8 protein-coding genes are annotated in these 13,745 nt (G+C 66.2%); 5 read left to right on the top strand and 3 right to left on the bottom strand.

Annotation, left to right across the window (positions count from 1 at the left end):
- The 4 genes from DYI24_RS09995 to DYI24_RS10010 all read left to right on the top strand — a co-directional run.
- Positions 1 to 345 (top strand): winged helix-turn-helix domain-containing protein (locus DYI24_RS09995; RefSeq protein WP_164572177.1); only part of this gene is annotated, 345 nt, incomplete at its 5' end.
- A 361-nt stretch (positions 346 to 706) separates the two neighbouring features.
- Positions 707 to 1,876, top strand: a complete 1,170-nt coding sequence (locus DYI24_RS10000; RefSeq protein ID WP_283810843.1) for a methyl-accepting chemotaxis protein — start codon at positions 707 to 709, stop codon at positions 1,874 to 1,876.
- A 228-nt stretch (positions 1,877 to 2,104) separates the two neighbouring features.
- Complete coding sequence (locus tag DYI24_RS10005; RefSeq protein ID WP_164572179.1) at positions 2,105 to 3,553, top strand: sensor histidine kinase; 1,449 nt, start codon at positions 2,105 to 2,107, stop codon at positions 3,551 to 3,553.
- Positions 3,550 to 6,522 carry a bifunctional [glutamine synthetase] adenylyltransferase/[glutamine synthetase]-adenylyl-L-tyrosine phosphorylase gene (locus DYI24_RS10010; protein WP_164572180.1) on the top strand — a complete coding sequence of 991 codons (2,973 nt, stop codon included), beginning with the start codon at positions 3,550 to 3,552 and terminating at the stop codon, positions 6,520 to 6,522. The genes DYI24_RS10005 and DYI24_RS10010 overlap by 4 nt, the downstream gene beginning before the upstream one ends.
- A 57-nt stretch (positions 6,523 to 6,579) precedes the next feature.
- Here DYI24_RS10010 and DYI24_RS10015 read toward each other — a convergent pair whose 3' ends face one another.
- Positions 6,580 to 6,831 carry a hypothetical protein gene (locus tag DYI24_RS10015; protein WP_164572181.1) on the bottom strand — a complete coding sequence of 84 codons (252 nt, stop codon included), beginning with the start codon at positions 6,829 to 6,831 and terminating at the stop codon, positions 6,580 to 6,582.
- Positions 6,832 to 6,931: 100 nt separating this feature from the next.
- Positions 6,932 to 7,954 carry a helix-turn-helix domain-containing protein gene (locus DYI24_RS10020; protein ID WP_164572182.1) on the bottom strand — a complete coding sequence of 341 codons (1,023 nt, stop codon included), beginning with the start codon at positions 7,952 to 7,954 and terminating at the stop codon, positions 6,932 to 6,934.
- A 465-nt stretch (positions 7,955 to 8,419) separates the two neighbouring features.
- Here DYI24_RS10020 and DYI24_RS10025 point away from each other — a divergent pair, with 465 nt between their 5' ends.
- On the top strand, positions 8,420 to 11,818 hold the full coding sequence (locus tag DYI24_RS10025; protein WP_246701214.1) for an autotransporter domain-containing protein: 3,399 nt from the start codon (positions 8,420 to 8,422) through the stop codon (positions 11,816 to 11,818).
- Positions 11,819 to 12,204: 386 nt separating this feature from the next.
- On the opposite strand, the gene DYI24_RS10030 is transcribed toward DYI24_RS10025, so the two are convergent.
- The coding region (locus DYI24_RS10030) for a sensor histidine kinase (protein WP_164572184.1) at positions 12,205 to 13,745 on the bottom strand (1,541 nt) is incomplete at its 5' end.

A 13,745-nucleotide genomic window follows, 5' to 3' on the forward strand; every position in this document is an offset into this window, starting at 1 on the left:
GAGGTGCTGTCGCGCCGTCACGGCGGCCCGGCGGAAGAAACCAGCTACCGCGTCGCCGATCTCGAACTCGACCGGCTGTCGCATCGCGTCACCCGCGGCGGCGAAGAGCTGACGCTGCAGCCGCGCGAATTCAGACTGCTCGAATATCTGATGAAGCACGCCGGCCAGGTGGTGACCCGCACCATGCTGCTGGAGAACGTCTGGGACTATCACTTCGATCCGCAGACCAACGTCATCGACGTCCACATCTCCCGGCTGCGCGCCAAGATCGACAAGGGCTTCGATCACCCGCTGCTGCACACCATCCGCGGTGCCGGCTACATGATCCGAGACGGGCTGCGCTGAGCCTCGCTCTGCGCCTCGTCGCCTGTGGCGAGGTTCTCCGACGAGACCAAACAGGTGCTCGACGGCCGCGCAGACACCCAGTCTGACGCCGTCTGCGTAGCGCTGCTCAGCGGTGGCTGTTGGCTGCAAAAGCACTACCCCCGTAGTGTTTCTGGGTATCTAAATACAGCGCACCCATCGTTTCTTAACTTTCACATGCGAACGTCCTGCAAACTCACTGCTAATCAGGGATGTGAAAAGCCGCATGTTGATGGGACGCCAGAAGAAACAGGAGCTGCTGCAGAAGGCCGAATGGCTCGACACCCTGTCGCTTCATTGCGGCATCGGATTGTGGGACGCGATCCTGCACGAAGGCGATGCGATGCATCCCAAGGCGCGGTGGACCTGGTCGTCCGAATTCCGCCGGCTGTGCGGCTATAGCTCCGAAGCCGAGTTTCCGAACGTCGTGCAGTCCTGGTCGGACCGCTTGCATCCCGACGATGTCGCGCCGACCTTCGCGGCCTTCACCCAGACCTGCCAGACCGGCGTTGGTTACGACGTCAAGTATCGCCTCAAGGTCAAGGACGGCAGCTATCGCTGGTTCCGCGCCACCGGTGGTGTGGTGCTCGACGAGCACCGCAAGCCGCGGCGCGCCTGCGGCTCGCTGGTCGACATCGATGAACTGGTGAAGGCGGAGAACCAGAAGCGCGACTCGATCCATCAGCTCGCCAGCGATTTCGAAAGCGCGATCGGCAAGATCGTCAGGACGGTGTCGACCGCCTCGGCCGATCTCGAAAGCTCGGCGCGCCAGCTCGCCACCACGGCCGACACCTCGCAGCAACTCGCCAGCAACGTTGCGGCCGCGTCCGAAGAAGCGACCTGCAACGTGCAGTCGGTGGCCTCGGCGACCGATCAGTTGTCGTCGTCGATCCGCGAGATCAGCCAACAGGTGCAGGAATCCGCTAGAATCGCCGGCGATGCCGTCGGGCAGGCGCGCAACACCACCGAGCGCGTCAGCGAACTGTCGAAGGCCGCGACGCGGATCGGCGACGTCGTCGAACTGATCAACACCATCGCGGGCCAGACCAATTTGCTGGCGCTGAACGCGACGATCGAGGCCGCCCGCGCCGGTGAAGCCGGTCGCGGCTTCTCGGTCGTTGCGGCCGAGGTGAAGGCGCTGGCCGAGCAGACCGCGAAGGCCACCGGCGAGATCGGCCAGCAGATCAGCCGCATTCAATCAGCGACGCAGGAGTCGGTCGGCGCGATCAGCGAGATCAGCGGCACCATCGAGAAGCTGTCGGAAATCTCCGCGCACATTGCGTCCGCGGTGGAAGAGCAGGGCGCGGCGACGCAGGAGATCTCGCGCAACATTCAGCAGACCGCGCAGGGTACCGAGCGCGTCTCCGCCACCATCCTGGACGTCAAGCGCGGCGCGGTCGAAACCGGCTCGTCGTCGACGCAGCTATTGTCGTCGGCGCAGTCGCTGTCGCAGGAAAGCGGCCGGCTCGAAGACGAGGTGAGCCGCTTCCTCCGCACCGTGCGCGCTTCATAGTCCCCAACTCGCCGCTTGCTGCGGCGAGTTGTGCTATTCCAGCTATCACTCACACCGAGGCGTCGCCTGTCCAAGGGCGGCGCCTCGGTTTTTGCTGTGTCCGGCGCTTGCAGTGCTGCAGCGTAGCGGTCCGCTACTTGAACGATTTGTCACTTTGGATTCAGGGCCGAACTGTCTAATTTGCCGGCATGAAAACCCTTCAAGAGCATCGCCGCCGGGACGTGATCCGTGACCGCCTTCGGTAAACTGATCCGAACCACCGCGTTTCGGCTGACGCTGGTCTATCTGTTTCTGTTCGGGCTGTTCGCGGCCTCGCTGGTGGCGTACTTCGCCTGGACCACGCGCAAGCTGATCACCGATCAGATCACCACCACGGTCGACGCCGAGATTGCCGAGATCAACGACATCTACGGCCGACGCGGCCTGCGCGGCGTGGTGTTCACGCTGGAGAACCGCGCGCTGCGGCCCGGCGCCAATCTCTATCTCGTCACCACGCCGGCCGGGCAGGCGGTCGCCGGCAATGTCGGCGCGCTGGCGCCGGGGGTGATGAGCAAGCTCGGCTGGAGCGAGACGTTCTATCGCCGGCTCGACGATCAGGAGCGCTCCGATCACCGCGCGCTGGTGCGTGTCACCGAGCTGTCGAGCGGCTTTCGCCTGCTGGTCGGCCGCGACCTCGAAGAGCGGCGGCGGCTGAACAAGGTGGTGCGCTCGGCGGCGCAATGGTCGGTGCTGATCGTCGTCGTGCTCGGCCTCGGCGGCGGCGTGTTCGCCGCGCGCCGCGTGCTGCGGCGGATCGATGCGATGACCGGCACCACGCAGCGGATCATGGCGGGCGATCTGTCGGGCCGGTTGCCGGTCGGGCGCAGCGGCGACGAGCTCGACCGTCTGGCGGAAAATCTCAACGCGATGCTGGAGCGGATCGAAGCCCTGATGTCGGGGATGAAGGAAGTCTCCGACAATATCGCGCACGATCTGAAGACGCCGCTGACGCGGCTGCGCAACCGCGCCGAGGAGGCGCTGGCGCGGGCCTCTAGCGAGTCCGACTATCGCGTCGCGCTGGAGCGCACGATCGAAGAGTCCGACGGCCTGATCCGCACCTTCAACGCGCTGTTGATGATCGCTCGCGCCGAAGCCGGCTACGCCAGCGGCGACATGAGCGATTTCGACGCCGCCGAAATCGCCCGCGACATCCACGAATTGTACGAGCCGCTGGCGGAAGACAACGAACTCAGCCTGCAGGTCGAGGCTCTGGCTGCGCCGGTCCGCGGCAATCGGGAATTGATCAGCCAGGCGCTTGCCAATCTGGTCGAGAACGCGATCAAATACGGCAAGCCGCAGCCGCCGGCGGACGGCGGCGCCGAGGCCGCCGCCGCCACCGTGCTGATCGAGGCGCGACGCGATGGCGATCAGGTGCTGCTCAGCGTCACCGACCACGGCATCGGCATTCCGGAAGGCGACCGCAAGCACGCGATCGAGCGTTTCGTCCGGCTCGAGGCCAGCCGCACGCTGCCGGGCTCCGGACTCGGCCTCAGCCTGGCCTCGGCGGTGGCGCGGCTGCACGGCGGCGAACTGCGACTTGCCGACGCGGACCCGGGTTTGCGCGCCACGCTTGCAATTCCGGCCCGCACGGGCGAAGGACAGGCCTCCGCAACAACTCTCGAACCGGCGCCGGCATGATTTTTTCCGCGATCACCGCGGACCTCGACCAGACCGCTTTGGCCGCGCGCTTCGGCGCCGGACCGCGCCTGTACGATCCCGTACTGGCGGCGGAGCGTTGGGCTGGCTGGCTGGGCGATCTGGCGCCTGAACAGGCCGATGCCATCGCAGCTCTCGGCAACGCGTTCCCGGACCTACAGACCGCGCTGCAATCGATCGCCGAGGCCTCGCCGTATCTATTCGATCTGATCCGTGCCGATCCGGTGCGGCTGCTGCGGGTGCTGCGCGGCGCTCCGGAACAGAGGCTCGCCAAGCTCCTCGAAGACGCCGAGACCTACGTCGCTGCGGCGTCGGCCGAAGACGAGGTGATGGCGGCGCTGCGCCGGCTGAAGGCCGAGGCGGCGCTGTTGATCGCGCTGTGCGACATCGGCGGGATCTGGCCGGTGATGCAGGTGACGCAGGCGCTCACCGATCTCGCCGGCCGCTCGGTGCAGATGACGCTGCGCTTCCTGCTGCGCCAGGAAGCCGGCCGTGGCCGGATCGTGCCGCTCAATCCCGATTGCCCGGAGCAGGGCTCCGGCCTGATCGTGCTGGCGATGGGCAAGATGGGCGCCGGCGAACTGAACTATTCGAGCGACATCGACCTGATCGTGTTCTACGAGCTCGATGCGCCGACGCTCGCGCCCGACATCGAACCGCAGCCGTTCTTCGTCCGCGTCACGCAAGGCCTTAGCCGGATCCTGCAACAGCGCCGTGGTGACGGCTACGTGTTCCGCGTCGACCTACGACTGCGGCCTGATCCGGCGTCGACGCCGGTGGCGCTCTCGACCGTGTCGGCGCTCAATTACTACGAACGCGAAGGCCGCACTTGGGAACGCGCTGCGATGATCAAGGCGCGGCCCTGTGCCGGCGACCTCGTCGCCGGCGAAGCGCTGCTGTCGGAGATCGCGCCGTTCGTCTGGCGCAAGCATCTCGATTTCGCCGCGCTGTCCGACGTCCACGACATGAAGCGGCAGATGCAGACCTATCGTGGCCAGACCGAGATCGCGGTCGAAGGCCACAACGTCAAGGTCGGCCGCGGCGGCATCCGCGAAATCGAATTCTTCGCCCAGACCCAGCAACTGATCGCCGGCGGCCGCCATCCCGAACTACGCGTGCGGCCGACCCTGGAGGCGCTGGAGATTCTGGCGGCGCGCAACTGGATCACCTGGCAGGCGCGCGACGAGCTGACCGAAGCGTATCTGTTCCTGCGCAAAGTCGAGCACCGCGTGCAGATGATCGCCGACGAGCAGACCCACGCGCTGCCCGACACCGTCGAGGCGATCGAACGGTTTTCGCGTTTCCTCGGCTACGACAGCCGGGACTCGTTTGCGCGCGATCTGCTCGGCTATCTCGAACGCGTGCAGGGCCATTACGCCAAGCTGTTCGAGGGCGATCCGACCGGCACTGCCAAGCTGCCGCCGGTCGATTACGGCGCTGGCCCCGAAGACACCCGGCTGCTCGATCACCTGCTGTCGCTCGGCTACAAGAAGCCGCTGATGATCGCGACCACGCTGCAGCAGTGGATGACCGGCGGTTATCGCGTGCTCAAGGTCGAGACCACGCAGCGTGCATTCCGCGAATTCGTGCCGGCGCTGATCGAGGAGTTGGCGCGCGCCGAACAGCCGGACGACGCCGTCAATGCGTTCGATCGCCTGCTGCAGGCGCTGCATCGCGGCGGCCGGCTGATTTCGCTGCTGAGCCAGAACCGCGAACTCTTGACGCTGGTGGCGCTGGTGCTCGGCGCCGCGCCGCGGCTCGGCGACATGCTGGCACGGCAGCCGCAGATCCTCGACGGCCTGATCGACCCGCGGTTCTTCGGCGCGATGCCGGATCAGACCGAACTGTCGGCGCGGCTGGCGGTGACGCTGGCGGATGCGGGGTCGTACGAAGAGTTTCTCGATCGGCTGCGGCTATTCGGGCAGGAGAGCCTGTTCCTGATCGGAACGCGGATTCTGTCCGGCACCGTTCCGACCCAGCAGGCGGCGGTGGCATTCGCCGATGTCGCCGAGGGCATCGTCGGCACGGTGCATGGCCTGGTCAGCGAGCAGTTCGCCTCGACCTACGGCCGCGTTAAGGGTCAGCAGACAGCGATCCTGGCGATGGGCAAGCTCGGCAGCCGCGAGATGACGGCGTCGTCCGATCTCGACCTGATCCTGATCTATGATTTCGACGACGATCAGCCCGACAGTGACGGCGAACGCTCGCTGCACGGCGCGCAGTACTTTGCGCGGTTCACCCAGCGGCTGATCTCGGCGTTCACCACGCGGACTAACTACGGCGTGCTGTACGATGTCGACATGCGGCTGCGGCCGTCGGGCCGCGCCGGCCCGGTGGCGTCGCGGCTCGATGCGTTCGCCGCCTATCAGGAACAGGAAGCCTGGACCTGGGAGCATCTGGCGCTGACCCGGGCGCGGGTGATCTCGGCCGCGCCGGAGTTTCGCAGCAGGATCGAGCAGGTGATCCGTGCGGTGCTGACGCGGCCGCGCGACGCCGCGATCATCGCCAACGACGTCGCCGAAATGCGCCGCGCGATCGCGCAGGAGAAGGGCGAGGACGACGTCTGGGATCTGAAATACGCCGCCGGCGGCATGGTCGATATCGACTTCATCGCGCAGTATCTGCAGCTCGTGCATGCGTACGAGGCCCCCGACATCCTGCACGTCAATACGCTCACCGCGCTCGATCATGCGACCCGGCTCGGTTTCCTGGCACAGGCCGATGCCGAAGTGCTGCGGCCCGCAGCGCGGCTGTATCAGGACCTGACGCAGATCCTGCGGCTGTGCGTCAGCGAGAAATTCAATCCGGACACCGCCGGCGACGATCTGTTGCGGGTGATGGTGCGCGCCGGCGACGCGCCGGACTTCTCGTCGCTGCAGGCGCGGGTGAAAGAGACCCAGTCCGACGTGCGCGCGATCTTCAACCGCCTGATCGGCGGCGAGGACGCTTAAGGCGCAGCTGCGCGCGCTGCAGTTCTCTCGATCGGGGAGTTGTGACGACCGGCGCGCTTACTTCGCGTCGGCGGCGGACGGCAGCTGATCGCAATCCATCGAATACACCAGCTTGCCGCTCGCGGTCTGGCCGATCGGCTTGCAGCCGGTCACGCCATCGTCGATCGGAGCCGCGATAGAGGCGGGCGCCGTCGCCGGTGTCTCGTCCTGCTTGGTCATGACGATGTAGCCGATGCCGACCGCGGCGCCGACGAACGCCAGTCGAAACATCCAAACCGAGGTCTGGTGGAAGGCGGTGCTGAAATCCACGCCGGGCTCCTCGCATCAATCGTCGGTTCGCTCTTACACGGCCGCTCCGAACGCGGACAAGCCGGATTTTAGGCTACAGCGCTGCTCGGAATGCTCGCGCTCAGACGGCCTGCCTGAACGGATCGCGCGCCACTGCGGTCCACCATTGCTGCACCACCGCCGGGCTGGTGAGCTGGATCGCGGCTGAGGCATCGAGCTGCGCCTTGCGATAGGCGCTGGCGGTGATGCCGAACCGGGCGCGGAACGAGCGGCTGAAATGCGCCTCGCTCTTGAAGCCGAGATCAGAGGCGAGGCGCGACAGCCGTCGCGTCTCCACCGGATCGGCGAGCGCGGCCTGCACCGCGAGCAGCCGGCGTTCCTGCACGTAACGCATCACCCCGCCGCGCTCGGCGAACAGCCGGTACAGCGAGGCGCGGGACACGTCGAGCTGCTGCGCCAGCCAATCGGGCGACAGCTCGGGCTGCGCGAGGTTGTCGCGGATCAGCGCTTCGGTCAGCGCCAGGATGGTCTCGTCGGCGCCGCGCTGCGGGGCGAGGTCGGCCTCGGCGGACGGCGCCAGCAGCCGGCGCAGGAAGTCGGCGGTCTCCGCCACTGTCGTCGCCACGTCGGCCTCGGTCAGCTGCGCGCTGCGCTCCTGCAGCGAGCGGATATAGGCGGCCAGCAGATCGTTGCGCAGCGGATCGAGCTTCGGCTTGAGCGCGTGCAGCGGCAGCCCGGCGAGCAGCTTGCGCGGCACGATCAGGCACATCGTGTTCGACGCGAACGCTCGGGTCGAGATCGGGCAGGCGAGATCGATCAGCGCCACCTTGCCGGGGCCGATCACCGTCTGCTGCCGCGTCACCTCGCCGTTGAAGCCGCCCGACACGTAGAGGTGCAGCAGCAGATGATCCGGCGTCACGGAGATGCGGTGGGCGTCGCGGACGAAATCCTGGGCGTTGAACGCGACCTTGGCGACCACCAGGTCGCCGATGATGATGCCGTAGGCCGATCCGGTCGGCGTCTTGCGGCTCGGCCCGCACGGACGCGGCTCGAACAGCGGCGAGATCACCGCGCGCCAGGTCGCGAATGCGTTCGCCTCGTCGAGGCCGGAGGTCACGTAATAGAGTCGGGGAAGGGACGCCATCGGGTCGATTGATCTTCAAGCCGGCTCGACAGGCCATCGGCAGCTGCGCCGCCGGCGGCCAAGTGCCTTCAGCTTAGCGGGTTTTTCCACGAAAGACGATGCGTCTCCGCGCCGCCAGCCGACAGGACGCGGTCGCGATGGATTGCGCGCTCCGCGTGTGCCCGCACCAAGGCGAAGAGGTCGCCGACACTCCCGCCCATCCTGTTCTGAGACGCAAAGTCAAAGGAAAGCGCCGCCTTCAACCTGAATCCGGCCGCTCCGCTCTGTCGCGACGCATTAGCACCGATTTAGAACTACGCGAACACCGAGGCGAAGTGTTCGTCAGTTCGCCGATCGAGACAGACACTGAGCATGCGCGGCTGAGGCGCCTGCTCGGACAGGAAGGGAAAGTCCGTGAGCACCGTGGGGCGTTTTCGTCATCTCTCGTCGCTGCTGTTGTGTACGACGTTTCTTGTCAGCGCTCCGATGTCAGCCGCGTTGTATGCGGCGGAGTCGCCTTCGAAATCGGTTGCCAAGGCTGCGTTGTCGCCCGAACTGAAGGCGAAATTCTCCGACGCGATGCGGCAGGGCGAGCGCGCGCTGATCGCGCAGGCCTACGACAGCACGTATCGCAATCCCGGACTACGCGACGCGGTGGTGCGCCATGTCTCCACGCTGGCGCCAACGGCGGTGCGCGACGTGACCACGGCTGCCGATCTCGGCGTGCTGACCTCCGGCCAGCGCATGGTGCTCGCGCCGAACGCCGCGCAAGTGCTCGCGACCCGCACCGCGTCGGTCTCGGGATTGACCGCCTCGTCGTATCAGAACGTCGCGATGGCGGTGAACAACTCGCCGAACCTGCCGAACCCGCTGCCAACCACGGCCGAGCAGACCTGGAACCTGGATATGATCGGCGCCCAGGGCGCCTATAACCGTGGTTTCACCGGCGCCGGCGTCACTGTGACAGTGGCTGATACCGGCTTCGACACGACCAATGCCGGCCTCGTCAACAAGCTGCGCACCAACCTCGGCAAGAACTACGTCGTCGAGATCGGCAAGGCGTTCGATCCGAACGATCTCTCTCCGGAGAGCGCGCAGAAGACCGACATCCATGGGTCGCACGTCGCCGGCATTATCGCCGCTGAGAAGTTCGACAATGTCGATGCGCACGGCGTCGCTTACGATGCCAGCATCATTCCGCTGCGCGCGATCACCGAGAAAGGCTACACCACTTACGGGAACGTCGACTCCTCCGCGCTGGCGCTGAACTACTTCGCGGGCCTGAGCGGGACGATGGTCTATAACGCCAGCTACGGCCCGAATTCGGACGGTCTGACCAATCTGAAGCTTTGGACCGTCGGAAACATCGACGACGAGGCGAATGCCGCGTTCAATGTCCTCAAAGCCGGCAAGATCATCGTCGCCGCGGCCGGCAACGACCGCGCCGAGAATCCGATCGCCGCCCGCAATGCCAACGGCATCGCGTTGATGCCGTTCTTCAATCCGGCGCATGCCGGGCTTGGCGTCTATGACGACCAGGGACAGCAGCTCGACGGATCTGCCCTTCAACATCAGCAGGGACAGATCATTTCGGTGATGTCGGTGGGCATCACCAAGGCGGCTGCGTCTTATTCGAATCTCTGCGGCGTGACCGCGAGCTGGTGCGTTGCCGCGCCGGGTGGCGATGATGCAACGGGCGCACTGGTGTATTCGACCGTGCCGGTGAACACCTACGGCTTCGCGCAAGGCACCTCGATGGCGGCGCCGACGGTGTCGGGTGCAATCGCAGTGCTGATTCAGGCCAATCCGAGCTACAACGCGCAGGACCTGTCGCGCCTGTTGTTCTCGACCACCGAAGATCTCGGCGCGCCGGGCGTCGACGCCGTGTTCGGCTACGGTCTGATCCGGCTCGATCGGGCGACCGACGGCCCGACCAGCCTGACTGCCAACACGGCAGTGTCGGTTGCCGCTGACCAGACCACCTATTGGAGCCGGCTGCTCACCACCGACGGTGATTTCTCGAAGGTCGGCACCGGCATCCTGAGCATTTCCGGCCGGACCGACGCCGGAGGCAACGTATTCGCCCAGCTTGGCACGCTCGCGGTCGACGGCACGCTGACGATGTCGGCGGGCCATCGCCTCGAAGTGGCGCAGCCCGCAACCCTGGCCGGCTTCGGCACGATCGCCGGAGACACCGTGATCGCGGGCATGCTGTCACCAGGCAAGATGGCGAATATCGGCGACCTGGTGAGCAACAACGTGGTGCCGGCCGGCACGGTGCTGAACGGCAACTCGGTCGGCACGCTGACCTTCAATGGCAACGTGACGTTGACCTCGACCGCCACGACGCGGATCGATATCGACGGCTCGCTGATCGTGCCGGGCGGCCCCGGCACTTACGACAAGATCTACGTCACTGGCGCCGGCAATGTGTTCTACGCGGCCGGCACGCTGACCCCGGTGCTGCGCGGCAGCGTCGGCACCGTCAGCAACTACACGCCGGCAATCGGCGCCAAGTTCGCGTTTGTGCAGGCGACCGATGGCGCCAGCACCGCGGGCAGCTTCTCCAAGCTGGAGCAGCCGACCTCGGGGCTGCCGGCCAACGGCCGCTTCGACCTGATCTACAACCCGACCTCGATCGCCCTGGCGGTGACGCCGTCGAGCTTCAGCCAGCTCGCCGAAGCCGACAGGCTGGGGCCGACACAGCAGTCGGTCGCCCGCATCCTCGACAACAAGCGTGCGGCCTCGGGCGTGATGCCGACCGCCAATGAGAAGGCGCTGTACAACGCGCTGTACAAGCTCAACACTCAGGCCGAGTTCGACAAGGCGCTGAATCAGCTCCCCGGTTCCGGCCAGCCGGCGATGGCCAGCGCGCCGTTGCAGGCGTTCACCGGCTTCCTCGGCGCGATCGGCGATCGCCAGGACATGCTGACGTCGGGCAGCGAGATCGGCCAGAACGGCACCGCGCAATCCTTCGCGATGTCCTATGCGGGCAGCAACACGATGAGCGCCGGCACCAATGGGGCAATGAATGCGTTCGCCAGCATCTCGCCGGCCGAGCGGGTGCAGGACGGCTGGTCGGTGTGGGGCCAGGGCTTCGGCCGCAACAGCCGGGTCGGCGATAGCGGCGATCTGTCAGGCTCGAAGGCGGTCAGCGCCGGCTTTGCGGTCGGTGTCGATCGGCGATTCTCTAACAGCTTCAACGCCGGCGGCGCGTTCGGCTACGCGCGCACCACGGCGACCAGCACCGACATGCAGGGCACGGTCGATACCTATGCGGGCGCCGCCTATGCGAGCTGGACGCCGGGCGCCGCCGTGCTCGACTTCCGCATCGCGGCCGGTCCGAGCCAGATGGCGACCAGCCGCCAGATCCTGTTGTCGCCGACCAGCCTGCAGGGCAGCGCCAACGGCGTCGGCGTCGGCACCACGTTCGAGGCTGGCTACCGGTTTGCGATGGGGCACGACGTGACGTTGAAGCCGTTCGTCGGCATGACCTGGCAGGGCTTCCGCCGCGATGCCTACAGCGAAAGCCAGCTGCCGATCGGCCTCGTCTATGCGGCGCGGACCTACGACAAGCTGACCTCCACGGTCGGTGCGGCGGTGAGCGCGCGGCTGCGCACCACCGACGGCACCACGCTGGCGCCGGAGCTGAAGGTCGGCTGGGGCTACGACCTGCGTGACAGCACGCTGGTCAGCGAAGCCGCGCTGCTCGATCAAGCGTTCCTGGTCGATGCCGCGCAGCCGGGCCGCAACGCGGCGCTGGTGAGCGCCAAGCTGTCGGGCTGGCGCACCGAGACGTTCCGGATGTTCGCCGCCTACACCGGCGAATATCGCAGCAACGCCACCAGCCACCAGGTCTCGGCCGGCGCCCGCGTCAATTGGTAAGCGAACCTCTCATTGCTCAAGCAAGCCCCGGTTCTGAGCGATCAGAACCGGGGCTTATTTTTGCGCGTCGGTGGAAGGCATTGGCTGATACGGAAAGAAGGGGCGAACCGAACAGCACGCCTCTCTCAATGTGGCGTCGCCGGTCGGTCGCGTGGAGGCCGGGTATCAGAGCATCTCGGGATTCCGGGTTCGCGAGCTGCGCTCGCGCCCCGGAATGACGTTGTGTAGAGCGTCCGAACTCACCACGAGTCATTCCGGGGCGCGCGGAGCGCGAACCCGGAATCTCCTTCGCCGGAGCAGAGAGAGACAGACACCACCGCTGTGCAACGGCAGAGACGAGGCCGTGAAAAGAGAACCAAGCCGCGCAAGAGACCAGGCTGACGAGATCAGGCGGCGAGGGGGCGCTGCTGGCAGGTGCGGGGCAGGCTCACCATCACGATGGTGCCGGTGCCGAGCGTCGAGCGCAGCCGCATCGAGCCGCCGTGCAGGTTGACCAGCGACTTGGCGATGGCGAGGCCGAGGCCGGAGCCGTGATAGCTCTTGGTGAGCTGGCTCTCGACCTGTTCGAATGGCTGGCCGAGACGGCGCAGCGATTGCGGCGGAATGCCGATGCCGGTGTCGGCGATCATCAGCACGATCGAGCCGCCGGCGATGCGGCCGCGTACCGTCACCCGGCCGGCGTCGGGGGTGAACTTCACCGCGTTCGACAATAGGTTGATCAGGATCTGCTTGATGGCGCGGCGGTCGGCGACGATCGGGATCTGGTCGTTGAGCTCGGAGCGCAGGTCGAGATGCTTGTGCTCGGCGCGGCCGGCCACGACTTTCAGCGACTCGCCGATGGTCTTGGCGAGATCGAGCGGCTCCATCTCCAGCCGCATCCGGCCGGCTTCGATCTTCGACATGTCGAGGATGTCGTTGATCACCTCCAGCAGATAGTGACCGCTGGTCATGATGTCGTGGAAGTATTCCTGATACTTCTCCGAGCCCAGCGTGCCGAACATGCCGCTGCCCATGATCTCCGAGAAGCCGATGATGGCGTTGAGCGGCGTGCGCAGCTCGTGGCTCATATTGGCCAGGAATTTCGACTTGGTCTGATTGGCTTCCTCGGCCCGCCGTTTTTCGTCGGCGTATTTGCGGGCGAGGTCGGCGAGTTCGAGCGCCTGCTTCTCCAGTTTCGACTGCGTGATCTTGAGATCGGCGACGGTGGCGCGCAGCCGCAGGTCGTTGTCGACCAGCTTCTGTTCGTGCGCCTTGATCCTGGTGATGTCGGTGCCGACCGCGACGTAGCCACCGTCCTTGGTGCGGCGCTCGCTGATGTGCAGCCAGCTGCCGTCGTCGAGCTGCGCCTCGAAGGTGCGGGCGCCGGGCATCACCGCGCCGTTGTCGCACAGCCGGGTGCGGAGCTGCGGCATGCGGCCGACTTCGAGAATGGTCTCGTAGGAGGTGCCGGGCGTCACCGCCGAGTCCGGCAGCTTATGCAGGCGCTGGAAGTGCGAATTGCACAGCACCAGACGATTCTCGGCGTCCCACAGCACGAAGGCTTCCGGGATGGTCTCGATCGCATCGCGCAGGCGCAGATCGGCTTCGACCGAGCGCTCGGCGAGGCTCTTCTGCTCGGTGATGTCGACCGCGATGCCGATCAGGTGCTTCTCGGTCGAGCCGGACTCCTGGGTGAGCTCGCAGCGCATCCGCAGCCAGATCCAATGGCCATGGGCGTGACGCATCTGGAAGCTGTGGTCGATGTGATCGACCCGGCCGGCCATCAGTTCGTCGGCGATCGCGAACAGGTCGATGTCCTCGCCCTTCACCAGCGCATTGACCTCACCGAAGGTGAGGAGGTCGTTGCGGCTCTCCAGGCCGAGGATCGTGAACATCGATTGCGACCAGAAGATCCGGCCGCGGCCCAGGTCCCAATCCCCTAGGCCCC

Source organism: Rhodopseudomonas sp. BR0C11, from assembly GCF_010820945.1.
In the GTDB taxonomy this organism is placed as follows: Bacteria; Pseudomonadota; Alphaproteobacteria; order Rhizobiales; family Xanthobacteraceae; genus Rhodopseudomonas; species Rhodopseudomonas palustris_H.